This is a genomic window from Paenibacillus marinisediminis (assembly GCF_054343325.1).
The window spans coordinates 22,493-43,889 of sequence record NZ_JBTGUH010000007.1; the positions used below are offsets into that span (position 1 = coordinate 22,493).

General features: G+C 46.2%; 20 protein-coding genes. 14 read left to right on the plus strand and 6 right to left on the minus strand.

Features of this window, described 5'->3' with window-relative positions:
* Window positions 1–278: 278 nt before the first annotated feature.
* The 5 genes from ACXX53_RS15835 to ACXX53_RS15855 all read left to right on the plus strand — a co-directional run bounded on the left by ACXX53_RS15835 (window position 279) and on the right by ACXX53_RS15855 (window position 7,336).
* The gene (locus ACXX53_RS15835) at window positions 279–1,619 is read left to right on the plus strand and encodes a sugar porter family MFS transporter (RefSeq protein WP_458569639.1); all 1,341 of its coding nucleotides are present in this window, start codon (window positions 279–281) and stop codon (window positions 1,617–1,619) included.
* A 588-nt stretch (window positions 1,620–2,207) separates the two neighbouring features.
* Window positions 2,208–3,812 carry a DcuS/MalK family sensor histidine kinase gene (dcuS, locus tag ACXX53_RS15840; RefSeq protein WP_458569640.1) on the plus strand — a complete coding sequence of 535 codons (1,605 nt, stop codon included), beginning with the start codon at window positions 2,208–2,210 and terminating at the stop codon, window positions 3,810–3,812.
* Between the two features lie 14 nt (window positions 3,813–3,826).
* Window positions 3,827–4,537 carry a response regulator gene (locus ACXX53_RS15845; RefSeq protein ID WP_458569821.1) on the plus strand — a complete coding sequence of 237 codons (711 nt, stop codon included), beginning with the start codon at window positions 3,827–3,829 and terminating at the stop codon, window positions 4,535–4,537.
* Window positions 4,538–4,717: 180 nt separating this feature from the next.
* On the plus strand, window positions 4,718–6,070 hold the full coding sequence (locus ACXX53_RS15850) for a 2-hydroxycarboxylate transporter family protein (protein ID WP_458569641.1): 1,353 nt from the start codon (window positions 4,718–4,720) through the stop codon (window positions 6,068–6,070).
* Between the two features lie 81 nt (window positions 6,071–6,151).
* Window positions 6,152–7,336, plus strand: coding sequence for an NAD(P)-dependent malic enzyme (locus tag ACXX53_RS15855; protein WP_458569642.1), 1,185 nt, complete (start codon window positions 6,152–6,154; stop codon window positions 7,334–7,336).
* A gap of 122 nt (window positions 7,337–7,458) precedes the next feature.
* Here ACXX53_RS15855 and ACXX53_RS15860 read toward each other — a convergent pair whose 3' ends face one another.
* The 3 genes from ACXX53_RS15860 to ACXX53_RS15870 form a co-directional block, all read right to left on the minus strand.
* On the minus strand, window positions 7,459–7,944 hold the full coding sequence (locus ACXX53_RS15860) for a DinB family protein (protein WP_458569643.1): 486 nt from the start codon (window positions 7,942–7,944) through the stop codon (window positions 7,459–7,461).
* 1,349 nt (window positions 7,945–9,293) lie between these two features.
* Entirely contained in the window at window positions 9,294–9,821 is a 528-nt protein-coding gene (locus ACXX53_RS15865; protein ID WP_458569644.1) for a hypothetical protein, read from the minus strand.
* Window positions 9,822–10,008: 187 nt separating this feature from the next.
* Window positions 10,009–10,173, minus strand: coding sequence for a hypothetical protein (locus ACXX53_RS15870; RefSeq protein WP_458569645.1), 165 nt, complete (start codon window positions 10,171–10,173; stop codon window positions 10,009–10,011).
* A 218-nt stretch (window positions 10,174–10,391) separates the two neighbouring features.
* On the opposite strand from ACXX53_RS15870, the gene ACXX53_RS15875 reads away from it, so the two are divergent.
* Window positions 10,392–10,943, plus strand: a complete 552-nt coding sequence (locus ACXX53_RS15875; protein ID WP_458569646.1) for an NADPH-dependent FMN reductase — start codon at window positions 10,392–10,394, stop codon at window positions 10,941–10,943.
* Between the two features lie 111 nt (window positions 10,944–11,054).
* Window positions 11,055–11,741: a DNA alkylation repair protein gene (locus ACXX53_RS15880; protein WP_458569647.1), complete on the plus strand. Its 687-nt coding sequence runs from the start codon at window positions 11,055–11,057 to the stop codon at window positions 11,739–11,741.
* Between the two features lie 35 nt (window positions 11,742–11,776).
* Here the strand turns inward: ACXX53_RS15880 and ACXX53_RS15885 are convergent, their stop codons facing one another.
* Entirely contained in the window at window positions 11,777–12,595 is an 819-nt protein-coding gene (locus ACXX53_RS15885) for a radical SAM protein (protein ID WP_458569648.1), read from the minus strand.
* Window positions 12,596–12,715: 120 nt separating this feature from the next.
* The gene (locus ACXX53_RS15890; RefSeq protein WP_458569649.1) at window positions 12,716–13,141 is read right to left on the minus strand and encodes a VOC family protein; all 426 of its coding nucleotides are present in this window, start codon (window positions 13,139–13,141) and stop codon (window positions 12,716–12,718) included.
* 227 nt (window positions 13,142–13,368) lie between these two features.
* Here ACXX53_RS15890 and ACXX53_RS15895 point away from each other — a divergent pair, with 227 nt between their 5' ends.
* From ACXX53_RS15895 to ACXX53_RS15905, 3 genes are all read left to right on the plus strand, one after another.
* Window positions 13,369–13,923, plus strand: a complete 555-nt coding sequence (locus tag ACXX53_RS15895; protein WP_458569650.1) for an AAA family ATPase — start codon at window positions 13,369–13,371, stop codon at window positions 13,921–13,923.
* 82 nt (window positions 13,924–14,005) lie between these two features.
* Window positions 14,006–14,743: a WecB/TagA/CpsF family glycosyltransferase gene (locus ACXX53_RS15900; protein WP_458569651.1), complete on the plus strand. Its 738-nt coding sequence runs from the start codon at window positions 14,006–14,008 to the stop codon at window positions 14,741–14,743.
* A gap of 67 nt (window positions 14,744–14,810) precedes the next feature.
* On the plus strand, window positions 14,811–15,869 hold the full coding sequence (locus tag ACXX53_RS15905) for a hydroxyacid dehydrogenase (protein WP_458569652.1): 1,059 nt from the start codon (window positions 14,811–14,813) through the stop codon (window positions 15,867–15,869).
* 168 nt (window positions 15,870–16,037) lie between these two features.
* Here the strand turns inward: ACXX53_RS15905 and ACXX53_RS15910 are convergent, their stop codons facing one another.
* Window positions 16,038–16,526: a hypothetical protein gene (locus tag ACXX53_RS15910; RefSeq protein WP_458569653.1), complete on the minus strand. Its 489-nt coding sequence runs from the start codon at window positions 16,524–16,526 to the stop codon at window positions 16,038–16,040.
* A gap of 362 nt (window positions 16,527–16,888) precedes the next feature.
* Here ACXX53_RS15910 and ACXX53_RS15915 point away from each other — a divergent pair, with 362 nt between their 5' ends.
* The 4 genes from ACXX53_RS15915 (at window position 16,889) to ACXX53_RS15930 (ending at window position 21,327) form a co-directional block, all read left to right on the plus strand.
* The gene (locus tag ACXX53_RS15915) at window positions 16,889–17,158 is read left to right on the plus strand and encodes an ACT domain-containing protein (RefSeq protein ID WP_458569654.1); all 270 of its coding nucleotides are present in this window, start codon (window positions 16,889–16,891) and stop codon (window positions 17,156–17,158) included.
* Window positions 17,159–17,226: 68 nt separating this feature from the next.
* The gene (locus ACXX53_RS15920) at window positions 17,227–18,582 is read left to right on the plus strand and encodes a DUF711 family protein (RefSeq protein ID WP_458569822.1); all 1,356 of its coding nucleotides are present in this window, start codon (window positions 17,227–17,229) and stop codon (window positions 18,580–18,582) included.
* 234 nt (window positions 18,583–18,816) lie between these two features.
* A complete protein-coding gene (locus ACXX53_RS15925; RefSeq protein WP_458569655.1) occupies window positions 18,817–19,860 on the plus strand; it encodes an LCP family protein in 1,044 nt (347 codons plus the stop codon).
* 114 nt (window positions 19,861–19,974) lie between these two features.
* Window positions 19,975–21,327: a murein hydrolase activator EnvC family protein gene (locus ACXX53_RS15930; protein ID WP_458569656.1), complete on the plus strand. Its 1,353-nt coding sequence runs from the start codon at window positions 19,975–19,977 to the stop codon at window positions 21,325–21,327.
* Window positions 21,328–21,397 lie beyond the last annotated feature (70 nt).

A 21,397-nucleotide genomic window follows, 5' to 3' on the forward strand; every position in this document is an offset into this window, starting at 1 on the left:
TACGCATGGACTTTTTTGTTGTTTGGATGTCTATATAATGCTAGTACAAGGTTCTAACTCCTACTGCGAAAGGATGGAATCAATATTATGCTGGTAAACATCAAATAAGTGAAGGTAATTAGCCCCTTAATTGAACAAAACACATGATATAATGGTCTCTCATAACATCGAATTGCTATTTTGTTATAAGAAAAAGAAACCGTATGCAATTAAAGTAAGTATAGAAAGGACAGTCGTTTGTGAAAATAAGCACTAAAAATGAAGGTCAACAAGCAAGCATGAAGTTTGTAATCCTTGTCTCCATCGTGGCGGCTTTGGGAGGATTATTATTTGGATTCGATACCGCCGTTGTATCGGGTGCGGTTGGTTTTATGAAAGAACACTTCGCCTTGAATGAGGTACAAGTGGGTTGGGCTGTCTCCTGCTTGATCGTCGGCTGTATTGCAGGAGCTGCAAGCGCTGGCGTACTTGGCGATAAGTTTGGTCGCAAAAAAGTGCTGATGATGGCTGCGTTCCTCTTTATCGTTGGGTCGATTGGTTCCGCTATTCCGGCTACGTTCAACGGTTATATTGTTGCCCGGATCATCGGCGGAATCGGGATTGGGATTACCTCAGCCCTATGTCCGCTTTACAACGCGGAGATAGCGCCCGCCAAATATCGCGGCCGGCTAGTAGCCCTGAATCAGTTCGCAACGGTAACGGGTATTTTCCTCACCTATTTTGTCAATTTGGCTATTTCCGGATACGGTGATAACTTGTGGGACATTTCGATGGGCTGGCGCTGGATGTTTGGTTTCGGGGTTGTTCCTGGGGTGCTGTTCCTGGTGTTGTTGTTCTTCGTGCCTGAAAGTCCAAGATGGTTGATTAAACAAGGAAAGGCAGCAGAATCCCTTCCAATTCTACTGAAGATCCATGGCGAGGAATTAGCGAAAAAAGAAGTATTGGACATTAAAAAATCGTTCGAACAGGAAAACGGATCGATCCGCGAATTGTTCAGTCCTACGTTGCGAATTGCTCTGATCGTAGGTGTCGGATTGGCGATTCTCCAACAAGTTACGGGTATTAACGCTGTTATGTACTACGCACCGGAAATCTTTAAGGAAACGGGCGCAGGCACGAACTCTGCGTTGATCCAGACCATCTTGGTTGGATTCATTAATTTCGTGTTTACCATTCTTGCCATTTGGCTTATCGACAAGGTGGGACGCAAGGTATTGCTGCTCGCTGGGACGGCTCTAATGACATTGAGTCTAGCGGTGATCGGTGCTGCTTTCCACACGGGGCATACTTCAGGACCATTGGTACTCATCTTTATTTTGGTGTATGTAGCCTCCTTTGCTATGTCGCTAGGGCCCGTCGTATGGGTGATGATGTCCGAAATATTCCCGAATCGTATTCGCGGTAAAGCAACGGCACTCGCTGCTATGGTGCTATGGGTAGCGGACTATATCGTGTCCCAGACCTTTCCACCGATGCTTGCTTCCGCAGGACCGGCGATTACATTCTGGATATTCGGTATTATGTCCTTGATCGCGTTCTTGTTCACCTGGCGTGTTGTACCCGAAACCAAGGGGAAATCGCTGGAGGAAATCGAAGCCATGTTGTCTTCGACAAAGTAATAATAGAGATAATGACAGAGATGCCGGAACTATGGTTCCGGCTTTTTTGGCATTATTTATACTTGGCCGATTATCGCCTTCTCGTTTGCTCATTTGCGGAACAGCAGTATCATGTTTGGATGGGGAGGCTCGAGTGAGATAACAGGTTTAGTCCCTGTTACAGCAGTCGAGACTTGCAAGTTAGGTGAGATAACCGGGGAAAACCGTGTTACAGAGACGAAGCACTGCAGGGATGGGGAGGCATGAGCGAGATAACAGGTTTTTTCCCCGTTACAGCGGTCGAGACTCGTAGGTTAGGTAAGATAACGGGGAAAAACCGAGTTACAGAGACGAGGCACTGCACGGATGGGGAGGCTCGCGCAAGATAACAGGTTTTCTCCCTGTTACAGAGGGTGCCACTAGTCAAGCCACCAATAAACTTCTAATATTCAGACAAGTGTGATGTTTGTTATGAGAAGATACATTAGATTTAAGGTATTATATTGGTCTGAAAACATGGATACCATCGTAAGTTCTCAAATTGAAAAATGGAAATCATGGGAATATTACATGGTAAAACCACATTAACAAGAGCTTAGAGGTGGCTAGGTGAGAATTGGGAAAATAACATTGAGATTGCGGACGACGATTACCTTGATGATCTGTACCGTTCTACTTATGGTATTATTCGTTGTTTATGTATTGTTCGGTATGAAGGTAACCTCAATGACGGAGGATGCGTTGCAAAATAAAGCGCTCTCTATCGCCCGTACCGTTTCATTGACACCCATCGTAATTGATGGACTAGAGGGCGAGGGAGATCCTGAGGAAGTTCAGCGCTATGCAATGGAAATTCTTAATCTCACCGGTGTAGAGTTCGTGGTCGTCATGGATATGAACGGCATACGCCTTTCCCATCCCGATCCAGCCATGATCGGGAAGCACTTTATTGGCGGCGATGAAGTCGCAGCTTTGCACGGAAGTGAAAGCGTATCTACAGCTAGAGGCTCACTGGGGGATTCCGTAAGAGCATTTTCACCGATATATGGTGATGATGGAACACAGGTTGGTGCAGTGGCGGTAGGTATCACACTGGAAAGCGTCCACACTGCGGTGCAGCAGAATCGGTGGATCATTTATCTGGGATTGTTGATTGGTGGTTTAATGGGGGTCGCGGGTGCCGTATTTCTAGCGCATAAAATTAAAAAGATGATGTTCGGCATGGAGCCCAGCGTCATTGCGAAACTGCTGGAAGAGCGCAGCGCCATGCTCCAATCCGCGCGTGAAGGTATACTAGCCGTGGATAAAAACCTGAAAATCACACTGGTGAATAAGGAAGCACGACGATTGATGGAACGTATTGGTGTTAATGAGGATACTGTTAATCAACTGGTGGGACATATATGGCCGCAATTACGAATGGAAAAGGTATTGGAAACGGGTGAACCGCTGCAGGATATCGAGGTTGAGCAGAGCGGGATCACGCTGCTGGTCAATGTAGTTCCAGTCCGAGTAGGCGGGCAAATTGAAGGTGTTATCGCGAGCTTCCGTGATAAGACGGAAATATCCGTTCTGATGGAAAGACTGACGGGTATTTCGGTGTATGCCGATACACTTCGAGCACAGACTCATGAATTTATGAATAAGCTTCATGTCATTACAGGGTTGACCCATATGCAGCGATATGAACAATTGGAGCAATATCTGGCAGGTATCTTGAGTCATATTCACAATGAAACGGATGCTGTAATCCGGCTGGTGAAAGATCCGGTTATGGCTGGATTTTTGCTCGGCAAGCAAAGCCGAGTGCGTGAGGCAGGGGTAAAGCTGGAGCTGCTTGAAGAGGGTATGCTTCCTGAAGCTACTGATCCAGATCTATCGCGTGAGCTCGTAACCATCGTTGGCAATTTATTGGAAAATGCGTTGGAGGCCTGTCAAGGCAGCGAAGACAAAGTAATTCGCATCGGATTCCGGTATGAAGATGATACCCTATATATCCGAGTTGTAGACAACGGAATGGGGATACCTGGTGACAAAGCGGAGCAATTGTACGAGCAGGGTTATTCTACAAAGGGCAAAGACCGTGGAATTGGTCTGTATCTGGTTAAAAAAAGCCTGGACAAGCTGGGGGGCTCGATTTCCTGGGAAAGCCGCCCTGAACAAGGTACTGAATTTACCGTACAGTTACCCTATGAAGTAAACAGTGAGGAGTAATTATGAATAACTCGATAATATCAGTACTAATCGTCGAAGATGATCCGATGGTTGCAGAGATGAACAAATTTTATTTAGAACAGGTAGAAGGCTTTAGAGCGGGAGGTTGGGCTTCGTCTGCGAATGAGGCATTACGTGTACTAGAACAGGAAGACTATGATCTGATTCTGCTTGATATTTACATGAAAGAAAGCAACGGACTTGAACTGTTGACTGAAATACGACACAGAGGGATCAAGGTCGATGTCATTGTCATTTCGGCTGCAAGCGATAAAAAGAGTATTCAAGTGGCACTGCAGAACGGGGCTGTCGATTATTTGATCAAACCGTTCGAGTTCAACCGGTTCAAGACGGCATTAAAAGGCTACAGAGAGCAAAATCAGCTGTTCCGCAGTCAAGAAAGTCTTAATCAATCCGATCTGGATGCAATAAGACGCGTTCGTCAAGAACAGAGAGTGTCGCAGGATTTGCCCAAAGGGTTCACCAAGCAGACGCTTCAAACCATCTGGAATGTTATTGAGTATTCTGGATTAGGATTGTTTTCAGCAGAGGAAATATCGATTTTGTCAGGAATCTCGCGGGTATCGGTCAACAAGTATTGTGCAGGTCTCGTGGAAATGGGTGTGCTGGAGATGGACTATGTGTACGGAACAGTAGGGAGGCCGGTTCAGAAATACCAGATCACGCCAAATGGAAGAACGACGATATCCAAGTATATTGTATAAATCTGAATTAAAAGTCAATTTTTGCTGCCAATTTGGCAGCTTTTTTGTTATATAACAGCAAGAAAATGACAGCGCTTACTTAAATAATTTACAAAATGTATTCTTTATTTACATAAAAACAAAAGCGCTTTCAAAACGATTATGATGGGGGTGTAAACGATACAAGGAGGTTAAGACGACATGGAAAACGCAAAAAAGATGTCAGTCCAACTAGAGACAGAGCAACCGAAACCTAAAGAGAAACAAGGATTATGGCAAAGATTTATGAACCTTAAAGTAGGTGTCATTCCGTTACCGTTATATATCATATTCGCATTTATAATTTTCGCTGCCGCCGCACTTGGTGAACTTCCAAATGATATGATTGGCGGGTTCGGGATTATTATGATCCTGGGTATACTGCTAAGTGATTTGGGAATGAAGATTCCGATATTGAAGAACATTGGTGGTCCTGCGATTCTGTCGTTAATGGTTCCTTCATTTCTAGTATTCTGGAATGTATTGAACCCTGCAGCTGTTGAGTCTGTTACTACATTAATGAAAACATCGAACTTCCTATATCTATACATCGCTATTCTAGTAGCAGGTAGTATAACAGGGATGAATCGCACCACGCTAATCAAAGGTTTCAGTCTTATCTTCATCCCGATGCTGCTTGGAACGGCGGCTGCTGTCGCTGTAGGCGTTGGAGTTGCTATGCTGTTCGGATACACTGCACATTATGCTTTATTCTACATCGTTGTACCTATTATCGGCGGTGGTGTTGGTGAAGGTATTCTGCCATTATCCATTGCGTTCTCTCAAATCCTGGGCGGCGAATCCGCTCAATATGTAGCACAGATGATTCCGGCTGCGGTTATTGGTAACGTATTTGCGATTATTGCCGCTGGTATCCTTAAAAAGATGGCTGATAAAAATCCGAAGATTAATGGTAATGGCGTACTGGTTAAATCTAAAGATGGCACGAAGCTTGGCGGAAGTACCTTTGATTCATTGAAACCTGACTTTTTACTCATGGGAGCGGGATTGTTGTTTGCCTGTGTTCTGTTCATCACAGGTCACCTGTTGTCGCCGTTCGTAGGAATTCCAGGACCGATCTTGATGATCTTTGCGGCTGCTTTGCTTAAAGTGTTCAATCTGCTTCCAGAGAAAATTGGGCAAGGCGCTTATCAATTGTACAAATTTATTTCCAGCACATTGACTTGGCCCGTGATGGTTGGTCTAGGAATATTGTATATTCCATTGCAGGATGTAGCAGCACTGATCTCTATTCCTTACATTATTGTTTGTGCATCTGTTATCTGCGCTATGATTCTTACTGGGTTCTTCGTTGGCAAATGGATCAACATGTATCCTGTGGAAGCGGCGATTGTAACAGGCTGCCGCGGTGGTCTTGGCGGTACAGGCGACGTAGCTATCCTGTCAGCATCCGGACGTATGGAGCTGATGCCGTTTGCTCAGATCTCTACACGAATTGGTGGTGCGCTTACAGTAGTTGCGGCTACAATGCTCATTTCAGTATGGGGCGGCTGATTATAGAACTGAATTTTAGAACATCTGGAAGATCAATAGTAGATAGAGAAAAGCATTAGTCAGTTATTAGGAGGAGATAGTATGGAACTATTACAAGAAATCATGAATTTGCATAAAGGCGGCAAGCTGGAAACGACATTGAAGAATCCGATTCGCAACAAAGAAGACTTATCTAAGGTCTATACTCCAGGTGTAGCTAAAGTGTGTCAGGCGATTGCCCAAGATGATAACCAAGCGTATGAGCTGACCACGAAAAAAAATACAGTAGCGGTCGTATCTGACGGAACTGCTGTATTGGGACTCGGCGACATTGGTCCAAAGGCAGCGATGCCAGTTATGGAAGGGAAGGCTGCGCTGTTCAAACAGTTCGCTGACGTGGATGCTGTGCCGATCTGTCTCGATACGAAAGACACAGAGGAGATCATCACAATCGTTAAGGCGCTTGCGCCGACATTTGGCGGTATCAACCTGGAGGATATCTCTTCACCGCGCTGCTTCGAGATCGAGAAGAGATTGAGAGAGGAACTAGACATTCCGGTCTTCCATGATGATCAGCACGGAACTGCCATTGTTGTACTCGCCGGATTACTGAATGCATTGAAGGTATGCGGCAAAGATATCAAAGAAGTCAAGATCGTCGTGAATGGTTGCGGTGCTGCTGGTATCTCGATTTCCAAAATGCTGCTGCACGCAGGTGCCGTGAACCTGATTGGGGTTGACCGTGAAGGTGCGATCAGTCGCAGCATACAGTACGATCGTCAACACTGGAGTGATTTTGCTCAAATCACCAATCCTAATCTCGAAACCGGTAAGCTATCGGAGGTTATTAAAGGGGCAGATGTATTTGTCGGTGTATCCGCGCCGAATATACTGACCGTAGAGGATCTTCAAAATATGGCGAAGGACCCGATTGTATTTGCAATGGCTAATCCGACGCCAGAAATTGATCCAATCCTAGCGGCTCCATATGTAAAGGTAATGGCGACGGGTCGTTCCGACTTCCCGAATCAAATTAACAATGTATTGTGCTTCCCTGGTATATTCAGAGGCGCGCTGGATTGCGAAGCGACGGATATTACCGAAGAAATGAAGCTTGCGGCGGCAGAAGCTATTTCTTCCGTCATTGATCCAGCTGATTTGAATGAAAACTACATTATTCCTGATGCATTTGATAATCGTGTGGTAGAAAGAATCCGTCAAGCTGTTGCTGAAGCAGCGCAAAAAAGCGGTGTAGCGCGTAAGAATCTGATCCCTAGCATGAGCTAGAGCTCACCACTGTTGGTGGAATACTGATAAGATGTTGGCAAATAAAAATAAGAACAACAGAGGATATTGCGTCTAATGATTAGGCGAACATCCTCTGTTTTTTTTGTTTAAACGTGAAGTTCTTATTTCATATTCTGCTGTTCTTCTCTTGTTGGTCCTAATACACCTGGAACAGGCAAGCCTGCTTGACGCAACAATACCGTCATTTGACCGCGATGATGTGTCTGATGATCAATCATCATACGGAGGACAGCGCCTCGCGGTGCTGGACCCATAAATGTCTCAACATTTTCAACCATTGCTTCATCTGTTAATGTATGTACTGCTGCACTGGCTAAGCGATCAACCATGGTTCTGTATGCTTGAACAATATCGCTCGCTTGAGAAGGAACCGACTTCGAATCACCGACTGGCTCCAACTTTATGCCGGCCAAGCCTGCAAAGAACATAGGGCTAGTTGCAAGATGCCAGCCTAACCAGCCAAGAGTGCTATGACCTTCCACGATGGATTGATTGAGCTTATCATCTGTCAATGCCTCAAGCACCTTAATCGTTCCACCTGCTGCACGCGTCCATTCAGCTGTAAAATCTTGAACTGTTCTATACATCTTAATCGCTCCTTCGTAAATGGTGTGGAATAGCACACAAATAACGTCCTTCATTCATAATAGTCAAATTTGAAGCAATTATCAAACAGCTTTAACATTAGTGCCTCAGCCGCCTAACCCGGTCCCGCCTGGCATCAAAAAGGCTGAGGCGTCGAAAAACTGCATCTCAGCCCCGAAACCGTCCCGTTTGCGAGCTGAGATGCAGAAAAGCAACGTCTAAGCCACCTAACCCGGTCCCGGAGGGCCCCAAAAAGTGTTGAGACGTCGAAAATCTGCACTTCAGCCCTGAAAACGTCCCGTTTTTGAGCTGAGATGCAGAAAAGCGACGTCTCAGCCGCCTAACCCGGTCCCGGAGGGCCCGAAAATGGGCTGAGACGTCGAAAAACTGCACCTCAGCCCTGAAAACGTCCCGTTTTTGAGCTGAGATGCAGAAAAACGACGTCTCAGCCACCGAAACCTGCTCCGCCGGGCTCGAAAATGGGCTGAGACGTCGAAAAACTGCACCTCAGCCTTGAAACCGTCCCGTTTGCGAGCTGAGATGTAGAAAACCGACGTCTCAGCCGCCGAAACCGTCACCGCTGGGCCCAAAAAGGGCTGAGACGTCGAAAAACAGCACCTCAGCCCCGAAACCGTCCCGTTTACGAGCTGAGATGCAGAAAACCGACGTCTCAGCCGCCGAACCCGGTCCTGGCGGGTCCAAAAAGGGGCTGAGACGTCGAAAAACTGCATCTCAGCCACCAAAACGCCTCGTTTGCGAGCTGAGATGCAGAAAACCGACGTCTCAGCCTCAGAACCTGGTCCCGGTCGGCTCCAAAAAGGGCTGAGACGTCGAAAAACAGCACCTCAGCCCTGAAACCGACCCGTTTCTGAGCTGAGATGCAGAAAAACAACGTCTCAGCCGCCGAACCCGGTCCCGGAGGGCCCGAAAAAGGGCTGAGACGTCGAAAAAATGCATCTCAGCCCTGAAAACGTCCCGTTTGCGAGCTGAGATGCAGAAAAACAACGTCTCAGCCGCCGAAACCGTCACCGCTGGGCCCAAAAAGGGCTGAGACGTCGAAAAACAGCACCTCAGCCCCGAAACCGTCCCGCTTGCGAGCTGAGATGCAGAAAACCGACGTCTCAGCCGCCGATCCGGCTCCGTCGGGGCCCCAAAAGGGCTGAGACGTCAAAAAACTGCACCTCAGCCCTGAAAACGTCCCGTTTGCGAGCTGAGATGTAGAAAACCGGCGTCTCAGCCGCCGAAATCGACTCCGCCAGCCCCAAAAAGGGCTGAGACGTCGAAAAACTGCATCTCAGCGTGAAACCGGCCCCACGCCAAACCGTGCAACAAGCGGCAGCACCTCTACACGCTAAGCCCTTCTCCATACAAAATACGATAAGCTGATCAGCAAGTCGATTGCCAGTACGGTGCACCAAATCGTGGATATGCTCACCAAGGCTTCAGTCCGAGCACTGTCGTTGATCCAATAAATGATGCCCCACAGCATTCCTTGTCCGATCACGAATGCCAACGCATGAAGAAGCCAACTCCCAAAATACTGTTTCGCGTAAGCCGTTCCGGTCAAGCGAATAGGCTTGGGCCCCTTCAACACATAATAGCGAAAACGTTCATCCGCCCATGAGATCATACGCTTTCCGAAGGCGATGGAGATGCCGATATAAATAGCGGCAATCCCGTGAGCCGTCGTAGCGGTCGCACCGTTCTTCATATCGACTGCCGTGGCTACGAGCAGCGCGAGGTCAATCAACGGGGTTAACGCGAATAGAATCAAGCTTAATCGTTCTTGCTTCCATACGTAGCGTGCGAATAAGCCTGCTAATATAACGACCCAGAATCCAATCTCGCAGCCAATGATAAAATAAACTAACATATTCATAATGCATGCTCACTCTTTCATTTCAGATATAAGAGTTGTTAATGATTTACATTAGACTCCTATAGAAGTATACAAGATGACGTTACGTCACATGCAAGCATTATTTCTCGAAATGAATGAAATGCAGTTAAAAAAGCAAGCAAAAAACCGGAGGCAAAGGCGCTCCGGCTTAAGGGGATTAAGCTGCTTATGGCATCTTTTTAGAAGGCTTCTCGGAGGTTGACTGCTCCTTGAAAACTTCCGCCGCTTCCTCTGCTGAGAATTCAGTGTCGGACGCGCCTGGCACTGGAAGCTTGTTTAGTTCAGTCGTCTGTACTTCTGCTTTCGTCGCAGGCTTCTGTTGCTCGGACATGGTAACACCTCCTCGTTGTGAAATTAATACAGTACATAGGTTTCCGATTAGCAGATGGAATTATTCCCAACCATACGTCCCGAACGGGTATGATGTAGAAAGATGCTGAGAGAAAATTCCATAAAGATTTCACTATCAAAAAGTAAGTTTGAATCTCATAATTAAAATGTAGTATATTTACATATAAACAATATCGACATAAAGGAGTAGAGTGAAAGATGACGACAAAGCATATCGTAGGTATTTCCGGAAGCTTGCGTAATAATTCATTAAACACAGCATTGCTGCTTAATGCGAAGGAAATGCTCCCAAGTGAATATACATTCACATTAGCTGATATTTCAGCTCTTCCATTGTACAATCAGGAACTCGAAGGCGATCTGCCTCAGTCTGTAAAGGATCTTGCGGAGCTGTGCCACTCTGCGGATGGTTTCTTGATCAGCACACCAGAGTATAACGGTTCGATCTCCGGTTCCTTGAAGAATGCATTGGATTGGATGTCTCGCCAATTCGTAGGCACACCACTAGCGTTGAAGCCGGTAGCGGTTATGGGCGCAACACCAGGCTTTTATGGTACTTCCCGCGCACAGACCCATCTGCGTGACATTCTGTTGTATCTGAATATGGATGCAGTTACGCGTCCTGAATTGCTGATTGGACAAGCACATCAGAAATTTGACGAGTCGATGAACTTCACAGACGATATGGGCAAGCAGTTCATGCAGCAGCTGATGGACAAATTCGTTACAAAAGTTGAGAGTGCAAACTAAGCAGTATTCGAAACATAATTAGAAACATAAATGGAAGCGAGGCTGGTTCGAGGCAGTTGATAATGCCAAGAGTCGGCCTCGTTCTGATATAAAACGTTAAGGAGTCGTACGGTGGAATATAAGCAGATTAAAGATCAATTAATTGAATTATCGGAAGAGGGGTACCGGCAATTCTCCTCAAGACTGATTCCTAATACGGATCATATACTAGGGGTTCGACTGCCTGCATTGCGCAAATTGGCACAACACATCGCAAAGGGAGATTGGCGAGTCTTTCTCGCACATGCTGAGAGTGAATATTTTGAGGAGATTATGCTGCAGGGAATGGTGATCAGATATGTGAAAGCGGATGTTGAAGAGATTCTCGAGTATGTTGCCAACTTCATACCTAAGATCAACAATTGGTCAGTATGCGACAGCTTCTGTATCGGACTGAAATTCACCAGGAAGAACAAGAAGCTCGTGTGGAGCTTCATTCAGCCGTATTTGTCCTCGAATAAGGAATACGACATACGCTTCGGAGTGGTGATGCTTCTCAATTACTTCATTGATGAAGAGTATATTCATAGAGTCCTGCAGCTCCTTGACGGGGTGAAGCATGAAGGGTATTACGTCAAGATGGCAGTGGCATGGGCGCTTGCTGATTGTTATGTGAAGCTTCCCGAGCCGACGATGACATACTTGAACAGCAATACGCTGGACGACTTCACTTATAATAAAGCGCTGCAGAAGATGACGGAGTCTAACCGTCTGGATCAGGCTACGAAAGCAATGATCCGCAGTATGAAACGTAAATAATCGTCCGCAGTGTTGGGCTCGCATTCATTTCCACATTAAGGTTCGAATCCGCGTTGGCTCACATAGAGTTGATTTTCTGGAAAATGAAGCTTGAATTGGTCGTATACTCTGTTGTAGGCGGAGGGGTGATACCATTCTTCCAAGTCCAGTTGTTCATACAACTGCTGGATGCCTAGTTGGCGTGTGCGTCTTCCGCCGCTTCCGTCTCCCATAAAGTAATCGTCGATGCAGACTCGATTCACGAACGGCCGCAGCGCTTCCGCAAAATGATTGCTGCATGGCAGCATTGGAGCAATAGTTGCCTGTGTCGGAACTCCGGCTTCCGCTAATAGCTGAAGTGTCTTAAGTCTAGCGGCAATAGGAGGGGCGCTCGGTGAAAAATGCTTTCGAATCTCTTCACGGTCAGTCTCAACCGTCATGCTAACACGAACCTTCGTCCCAAGCTGCCGTAAGAGATCGATATCTCTACGAACTAATGGGCTTCGTGTCTGTACAAGCACAAAGTCAGGCGGGTCGCTTACCATAACCTCAAGTAGGGACCTTGTGATCTGTTCTTTGTACTCAATCGGTTGATATGGGTCGGTACTAGAGGACATAAAGATCGTGACAGATCCTTTTGATTTTGCTCGTTGCAGCTCTTTACGAAATACGACTGCGGCCTCTTTCTTAATATCAACCCAAGTTCCCCATGGCGATTTACGGAAGACGGAAACCGACATCTGTCGGACATAGCAATACGAGCAACCGAATGAGCATCCTGTGTAAGGATTAAGGGAATGGCTATAGCCTGACAGGAACCCTGTTCCTTTATTCAGAAGGGTCTTAGGCCATTTGTATTCATATGCGATGCCCATCATTGTTCACTCCCTATCGTACATATCGTATATTTATTATCGGTTCTACAACTACTCATTTTCAAGTATACGAATATCAATAAGAAAAGGCTGGTTAGTCCAGCCCTCTCAATTAGGTATTTATTTAGTTGCTTCACTGTCATAATTGAATTGCCACTCGATGCCGAACTTATCCGTTAGATTGCCGTAGCATTTGCTCCAGAATGTTTCTTGGAGCTCCATCGTAACTTTGCCGCCTTCCTTCATTTTGTTGAACCAAGACTTGATGTTGTCTTCATTGTTGCTGTTGACGGATAAGGTGATGTTAGTGCCCGCGACAAACGGCATTCCTGGAAAGACATCGGAAAACATCACTGTGCTTCCATCGATGTCAATCCGCGTGTGCATGACCAGATGCTTGGCTTCCTCCGGAAGGGGATACTCAGGGTTGGGAGGTGCGTCTCCGAAAGTCATGATCTTCGGCTGTTCGGTTTCAAACACCTGGGCATAGAACTCAGCTGCTTCACGACAGTTTCCGTTGAAATTAAGGTATACCTGAACTGACATAGTGATCACTCCTTTTAACATTAAATGCTATTTATGTAGTCGTTTGTGGTGTTATTATAGCATATTTCATATCAAGTACAAAAAGCACGAAAGCGGGAGTACTTAAGCTTTAATCGACATTCCAAAATTGATGCTTCAAGGTGATAGTTGAGTAATATCTTATACGTACCAGAGTTCACTTGCGATATACTGGAATCAGGGCAAATGCTCATCGTTCAGCGGAGGTGATGAAAGTGATCGTAAATGGTAACAAACGAACTGTATATGTCATATCGGGACCTGCGGGAGTGGGCAAATCCGCCACTTCTCAAGCACTCGTCAGACGACTATGCAACAGCGCATATGTGTCTGGGGACGACATCAGCCATATGCATATTAACGGACGCATGAAGCCGTGGGAGAGCCAAGAAGAGCTTTCGCTCATATGGAATAATATCCTGCATGTAACTAGAAACTTTGTGGAGCATGATATTGATGTAGTTGTGGATTATGTTGCATTTCCGGATGAAGCGAAGTGGTTCAAAGAGCAGTTGAAGGGATTGAACGTGCTTGTTGTTTATGTGGTGCTGTGGACGGATAAGGATACCTTATTAAGCCGAGATGCGTTGAGAGATCCAGAGTGTCAGATGGGTGAGCGCTGCTTGATTCTAATCGATGAGTTTATGGAATCGGGGTTGGATCCGAAGCACTTGCTCGATACGAGCACAATGTCAGTTGATACCCTTGATCAAACGATTGATGAGATTATTAATTTCCCAAAATACCGGTTGGTCGAATCCTAGTAACTTGTGCATTTCATAGCGCAATATATGAAAATATGATAATATCTGCCTATATTAATTAGGGTGGTGAGCATTCTCTCCTATGGAACATGTTGCGAAGATCATGGGGATTCCATTTCCCAAGATGACATTAGATCAAACGCTGCAGCGTGTCAGTGAGGTTATTGATCAGGATAGATCTGATTTGTTTCATGTGGTTACGGTTAATCCGGAAATCGTCATGTCGTGCCAGAAGGATCAGCATCTGCGGTCCATAGTGGATGAGGCGGGGTTAATAACGGCTGATGGTATCGGTATCGTCATGGTGTCCCATATCAAGGGTGGCAATCTTCCAGAGCGGGTTACTGGTTGTGATCTTCTTATTAAAATGCTGGAGGTCGGCAACGAGAAAGGATGGTCCTTCTACTTGTTGGGTGCAGACGAAGAGACGAGCCGCAAAGCGTCAATGGCGATTGCGCAAAAGTATCCGAACGTCTCCTTGCTAGGCAGGCATCACGGGTTCTTCCGTCAAGAAGAGGAGAGCGGTATCGTTGAGGAAATTAGAAGTTTAGAACCTGACGTACTCGTTGTAGCGCTTGGCGCTCCATATGCGGAACGGTGGATTCATAAGTATAAATTATCTCTTCATTCGAAGATGGCAATTGGTGTCGGCGGGAGTCTCGATATCATTGCCGGCAAGGTGAAGCGGGCGCCACTGATCTGGCAGCGCATGCATCTGGAGTGGCTGCACAGGCTGATTCATCAACCATCCAGATGGCGTAGACAATTGATCTTGCCTCGATTTGCGATAAGAGCCATCTTGTATAAGGAAAAAAAATAGACTAGTAATTAGAAAACATCACACCAAAGCTGCGAATGGCGATACCATGACAGCGAAGATGCATCTGATGAAGTTACTATCCCCATTCAGTATGTTTGGTGAACAGAAGGGTGAGAGTGGAATGAGTAACCTGAACATATTAGTCTCTATACCGAAGGGAAACATCTTTAATACCTTTTTTAATGAGGAACTGATTCGAAAGCTTGAAGAAGTAGGGGAAGTCTACTGGAACGAACAGAGCTCGCACTATACTCCAGAACAGTTCAGTGAGCAGCTGAAGGATATGGACATCTGCATAACAGGCTGGGGAGTGCCTAATCTGGATGAAGCAGTGCTGCAGAATGCGAACAAGCTGCGCCTGATCGCGCATACAGGCGGATCGGCGAAGCCTTATATTACCGATGCGGTGTACGATAGAGGTATTCGTGTTGTTACCGGAAATGAAGTGTTTGCAGAGTCTGTTGCAGAAAGTGTCATCGCTTATGCCCTCGCGGCATTACGGGACATTCCGCGTTATTCAGGGGATTTAAAGCAAGGGAAATGGCCATCCAGCTTCTATAATGAGGGACTGCTGGATAAGACGATCGGCATCGTTGGGTATGGCATGATCTCTCAGATGGTCGTCCAGATGCTGAAAGTATTTCATGCTAAGATTAAGGTGTATTCTAGGCATATTTCTCAGGAGGAGCTGGACAAGCATGGGATGCAGAAGGCTTCTTTAGAAGAAATATTCTCTACTTGTGATATTGTGTCCATTCATAGCGCCATGACGCCTGCTAATTATCATATGGTCACGGAAGAACTGCTGGATATGATGCGGGATGGAGCTTTACTTATTAATACCGCTCGCGGGGCGATTATTGACGAGGAGGCAATGTGCAGAGTGCTTGCGCGCAGAAACATAAGAGCCGTGCTCGATGTGTACGAAGTCGAGCCCCTTCCTCCAGGACATCGTTTGATGGAGCTGGATAATGCGCTGCTCATGCCTCATATGGGGGGACCAACGATTGACCGCCGCCTAATTGTAACCGAGTCTCTCATCGATAATATTCATCGGTTTATCGAAGGTAGAGAGTTAAAATGCGAGATTGATCGCTTCTACGCGAGCAAAATGACGAATGCATAAACCAAAAGGACCGTGAATGAGGTGTATCCACGGTCCTTTTGCTTTTCTGCCGGGGCTAAGCTGACAAAGCGTCAGTGGCGCGGCGAAAAAGAGGCTGAGATGCAGAAAATCAGCATCTCAGCCCCAAAAACGCCCCGCGCTCGTGCTGAGACGTCGAAAAATTACGTCTCAGCCTCCAAAAGCGCGCTCACCTTTCAAAATATGAATCTTACCACTTACAGGGCTAACTACATACTCCACTTCCACACCATTTTCGTTCACCGCAAAATAATACCCGCGTTCAATAAACGGATTACCACTATTCTCAAGGCCAATGCTCTGTTTCTCCATGTTTTGAATCTGGAATTCTCGAGCATCTTGCTTATGTGTCAGGAGCAACGACTTAGCTTCTTCATAGGAGTAGTTAGGATAGAAGACTCCGATGATGATCGGAATGAGGAGTAATATCGTGATCTGCAAGCCAGTCAATATCTTGAATCTTATCGGTGATAATTGCTTCGTGAACATCCATGATAATAAACCAATCAAAGCCATTGAAAGAAGAAATCCGCTGCTCATTACTCCGTTATAGCGTGTGAACAGATCATAGAGTACGAACAAGACCCCGATGAACTCCACTGTAAATAAGAGTGCGAATAGGAGCTGCAACTTTTTCATCCGATCACCTTCATTTCATGTACTAATAAAAATCTCCAGCAGGCTGATGCATGACCATTTGTTTTATTGAGTTATACAGAGTATACCTTACCTGTTGATATATGGAAAATTGAATGTTGTTAATTAAGTGTACAATTTACCTTTGCTGGGGAAGAATACCGATGATAAGTACTGCAGAACATAAACAACTGCTTTAATGTGTGAAAATATGTAGCGATATAGGCTGGTTTGTAGGATAATAAAATATTGAAACTAATTTGACTGATGGACATGCTTGCATGAGATTGCGATTCAGTGAAATTAGTGGAGGACACTCACAATGAATAATGGTTTTGATAAGCCACAAGAAAGGAACATCCAACATGAGAGCAGTAATTACAGTAACGGGGAAAGACACAGTCGGCATTCTTGCTCGAGTCAGCACATTGTGTGCAAATCATAACGCAAACGTAATCGAAGTTAGCCAGACTGTACTGCAAGAATTGTTTGCTATGATTATGATCGTGGATATCACTCGAATTTCCTGTGGCTTAAGTGAGCTTGCAGATAGAATGAAAGCAGAAGGCGAACAGCATGGACTGGTGATTCATGTGATGCACGAGGACATTTTCAATTCGATGCACCGCATATAAGATGCATTTCAGTTGAGCTTACAACCTCATATTGCACATCTATGGCTTGAAAGGAATGTACGTTAATGATAAATAACTCGGAAATATTAGAAACGATTCAAATGATTCAGGATCAGAATCTGGATATTCGCACGATCACGATGGGGATCTCGTTACTTGATTGTGCTGACAACGATATTGAGAAGAGCTGTGAAAAGGTATACGAGAAAATATGTCGGCTAGCGCGTGACCTTGTTAAGGTTGGCGACGATATTGAAAAGGAATACGGTATCCCAATTATTAATAAGCGGATCTCGGTTACTCCGATCTCTGTATTGAGCGCAGTGAGCGGCGGCGACCCGGTCCTATACGCGAAAACGCTTGATCGCGCAGCCAAGACGGTAGGCGTCAATTTTATCGGCGGCTACTCCGCTTTGGTGCAGAAGGGTTTTGCAGCGGGAGATCGCGAGCTGATCGAATCGATTCCGCGTGCGATGAAGGAAACGGAGCATGTCTGCTCCTCCGTTAATGTAGGATCGACGAAGGCTGGTATCAACATGGATGCCGTCGCGTTGATGGGTAAGATCGTGCGTGAATCTGCTGAAATGACTGTAGACACCAACTGCTTCGGTCCAGCTAAGCTGGTCATCTTCTGCAACGCGGTTGATGACAACCCGTTCATGGCAGGAGCGTTTCACGGTGTGGGTGAAGGAGACTGCGTGATCAACGTAGGTGTATCCGGACCAGGTGTTGTTCGCGCCGCAATCGCGAACGCGCCAGACGAGATCGATCTAACACAAGTAGCGGACATCATCAAGAAGACCGCATTCAAGATTACACGAATGGGGCAATTGGTTGGTACGGTAGCGAGCGAGCGTCTCGGCGTTCCATTTGGAATCGTGGATCTCTCTCTAGCTCCAACACCTGCTATCGGTGATTCGGTTGCCCATATACTCGAAGAGATCGGGCTGGAATCCTGCGGTGCCTACGGTACAACTGCAGCGCTGGCTATGCTTAATGACGCTGTGAAGAAAGGCGGCGTTATGGCGTCATCGAGAGTTGGCGGCTTGTCTGGTGCATTCATCCCTGTATCGGAAGACGCAGGCATGATCGCGGCAGCGCGTTCCGGCGCGCTCAGCCTTGAGAAGCTGGAAGCGATGACGGCTGTCTGCTCCGTCGGACTCGATATGATCGTTATTCCTGGCGATACGCCAAGCGAAGTGATCTCGGGTATCATTGCGGATGAAGCCGCAATCGGCATGGTGAACTTCAAGACAACAGCAGTTCGCGTCATTCCTGCCATCGGAAAGAAGGAAGGCGAGCAGCTAGAGTTTGGCGGACTGTTCGGCACAGGACCAGTTATGAAAGTGAACAATTACTCGCCTATGAAATTCATTAAGCGCGGCGGACAGATTCCGGCACCGCTTCAAAGCTTGAAAAACTAATATCGCAGCAGATGCTGCCATATGCACCCTCTATAGCCCGTTAGGAAAGTACTTTGATGTACTCTCCTTTCAGTGCTGTGGAGGGTGTTTTTTTTGCGGATTTCAGCATTTACGATGGAAACATTTACAAACTTTATGCGTCATAAGTATTATGCTTGAGTATATATTTCGAAAAAAAGTGCCATTGTTGGACAAAGTGCTACACGACTGTCATGCGATCAAGGAGGAAAGACAATGAACCCCAATCATACCGTATTGACTAGAAAGAAGCCGAAGAAATGGTATACGAGGAAATGGGTAATTGCTGTATTCGCAAGCGTCATTTTGCTTGGCAGCTTAGGATTCATCTTTCAGAAGCAGTTAGCGGTACTGTTGTTTAAGGCCACTATCGCACCTAATGTAGTGGAAGCAATAGATAGAGCTTATGTGCCCATTGGTACAGAAGTTGAAAAAGAGGAAGCCGTCGATCATAAGAAGCCATTTTCGCTCTTGCTGCTTGGGATTGATGCGCGTAAGAACGATAGTGGACGTTCAGATACGATTATATTCTCTGTAGTTAGACCAGATGACAATAAAGTGCTGATGGTATCGATACCGCGAGATACGTATGCTGAGATCGTCAGTCTTGAGGACCCTACTAAGAACAACTCTGATAAGATCAACCATGCTTACGCGTATGGCGGGGTCAAGATGAGCATCGACTCGATTGAGCTGCTTATGGACAATCGAATTGATTATTATGGCACGATTAATTTTCATGGTCTGATTGATGTCGTCGACGCAATAGGTGGCGTGAAGCTGCCGATCACCAAAGTCATTGAGAATAAGGATCCGGATCATGAGAAGTTAAGAATTGAGCCGAATAAACCGATATATAATGGTGAAGATGCTCTGAGCTATGTTCGTTACCGCGAAGACTCGGATGAGAATCGAACGATGAGGCAGCGAATCTTTCTAAGTTCTTATATGGATCATTTGCTACAATTGAAAAATATTACGAAGGTACCGGAACTGATCAAGATCGCGGGGAACAATTTTACAACGAATATGACGTCAGACTTTATACTAGATACAGCTGAAAGCATATATCTGAAGGACGGTATGCCAAGCATCAGCAGTTATATGCTGCATGGAGAGGGCGCGATCCGAAAAGGCGTATGGTACTACGATGCTGATGAAGAGGATCTTGCTTATACGAAGCAGCTAATCGCGAACTGGCTTGATCCGAATACGACACTGGCGACATTGATGGAGCCAAAGTCCATTACGGCGGAATAAATTGTAGATAATGCATGCGTTGGTACATGTTAAGGCTCTTCTGTAGTGCGATTGAAACTGCACCTGTTAGGAGCCTTTTCTTATACCAACCTGGCGAGTAGAGGAGGAATCACCTTGAAGAAGAAAGTGTTTTTGCTCATGTTGTGTGCTTCTGTTCTATTTTCGATGGTGAATCCGCATATAGGACAAGCTTCAGAGGTTAACAATATCTCGAAACAGCTGCAAGAGCTGGAAGAGCAGAGCCGATCCGCGGTGAAGAAGCAGCAAGAAGCGAAGGATTCCATCTCGTCAGTGGAAGCGGATAAGAATCGGACTGAGGCTGATCTTGATCTCATCACTTCTCAGATTGATTCGAAGATGAAAGAGATGGCTGAAGTTTCGAAAGATATCGAGCAGTGCGAGATGAGTCTGGAGGAGAACGGTTATCAGCTGGAAGCAGCGAATCAACGAATTGAAGAGAGATCCAAGATGTTGGATTCTCGAGTTCAGCTCATGTATATGAATGGAAGAGCATCTTATCTGGATGTGTTGTTCGACGCGACAAGCTTCACCGATTTCATCAGCCGAATGGATTCACTGGAGATGATTGCTCGAACGGATAAGAAGATGCTGGAGGATCATAAACGCGACAAACAGCTCGTTATCGAGAAGAAGCAGGAGATTGAAGCGGAGCTTAAGCGAGTTCGCAGTCTGTACGCCCAGTTGGATGCAACGAAGCAAACGCTGATCCAGAAGGAGCACGAGAAGGAAGTGATGATCGCGGGCTTCGATCAGGAGATTGAGGACATGCACGGCTTAAGTGAAGAGCAGGACAAGCTGTTGGTCGAAATCGCGACGATGCGCTCCAGTTTGCAGCAGCAGCAGCTTGAAGAGATCGAGAAGGAGCGCAGAGTGCGCGAAGCAGAACGGAAGCAGAAAGAAAAGCAGAAAGAAAAGCAGAAACGTGAAGAGGAACAGCGGCAACGTGAAGAAGAGATGAACCGTGAGGATGAGCAGAGGAACCATGAAGCGGAGAATCAGGAATCGGAGACAGAGGAAGAGACGGAAAGTGAGAGCTCGAGCGGCTTCGGTATGATGTCGATGCCCTTGAAAGATGATTATGTGATCACGTCACGATATGGATCACGAACCGACCCTGTCACAGGCAAGCAAAATGTATTCCACAGCGGCTTAGACATGGGTGCTCCAGCGGGAACGCCGATTTATGCAGCGGAGAGCGGTATTGTTACGGTAGCGGAATGGTGGGGCGGTTATGGCAACTGCGTCATCATTGATCATGGTGGCGGCGTATGGACCTTATACGGTCATATGCGTGAAGGTGGCATTAAAGTATCAAAAGGGGATATGGTCAACGTCGGTGATCAGATCGGTGAAGTTGGAACGACCGGGAACTCGACAGGCAACCATCTCCATTTTGAAGTTCGTCTGAATGGCGATAGGGTTGATCCGGAGCCGTATTTGTGGTAATACATTCGGTCACATTCAGAAAAGATTAGAAAGAAGCATCGTTATCCCCCAGTATCTGCATAACCCTTGT